Annotated in this window: 2 pseudogenes; both read right to left on the bottom strand. The window is 77.3% G+C overall.

Annotated features, from left to right (window positions below):
* Positions 1-211: pseudogene (locus tag FOE67_RS29890) on the bottom strand (hypothetical protein); the annotation flags it as partial.
* 28 nt (positions 212-239) lie between these two features.
* Positions 240-425, bottom strand: a pseudogene (locus FOE67_RS30705) (aminoglycoside phosphotransferase family protein); the annotation flags it as partial.
* Between the last annotated feature and the right edge of the window lie 82 nt (positions 426-507).

The following is a 507-nucleotide window of genomic DNA, read 5'->3' as shown; positions in this document are numbered from 1 at the left end:
CCGCCACCCGGGGGGCCGAGCCGTCCCCGCCCTCGCCGTACCCGCGCAGGAACGCCTCCAGCTCCTCCGGGCCGCACCACCCCGTGCGGCGGGCATCGGTGATCATCGGCAGCAGATCCCACTCCGGGTGATCCCTGCACACCCCGTCCGGGTCCAGGAGCACCACCCGCCCCGAGGGCTCCCACCAGCGCGTTGCCCGGGTGCGCGTCACCGTGCACCGGGACCGGGGAGGAGGGGAAACGCAGCGCCACCACCCGCTCCCGCACCTCCGAGAGCCGGTCGCGCAGGAACGCGACATCCGCCGCCGCAGGCCCCGCGGGCGGCGTGCGCAACCTGCGGGCGGTGCGATCGAACGCGTCGTAACCCGGCAGCACGAGCCCATCGGACTCCCCGGGCGGCGGCAGCGCGTGGAACGCCCGCAGCACCCGTCCCCACCGCCCGGGGGAGACCGGGCGTCCGCCGGCCCGGACCGCCTCCCACCACGTCACCCACAACCCCCGCGCGCAC

It is taken from the genome of Streptomyces calidiresistens, from assembly GCF_014141525.1.
GTDB classification, from domain to species: domain Bacteria; phylum Actinomycetota; class Actinomycetes; order Streptomycetales; family Streptomycetaceae; genus Streptomyces; species Streptomyces calidiresistens.
Note: the sequence above shows the minus strand (reverse complement) of the source record. Positions and strands in the feature narration are given on the sequence as shown.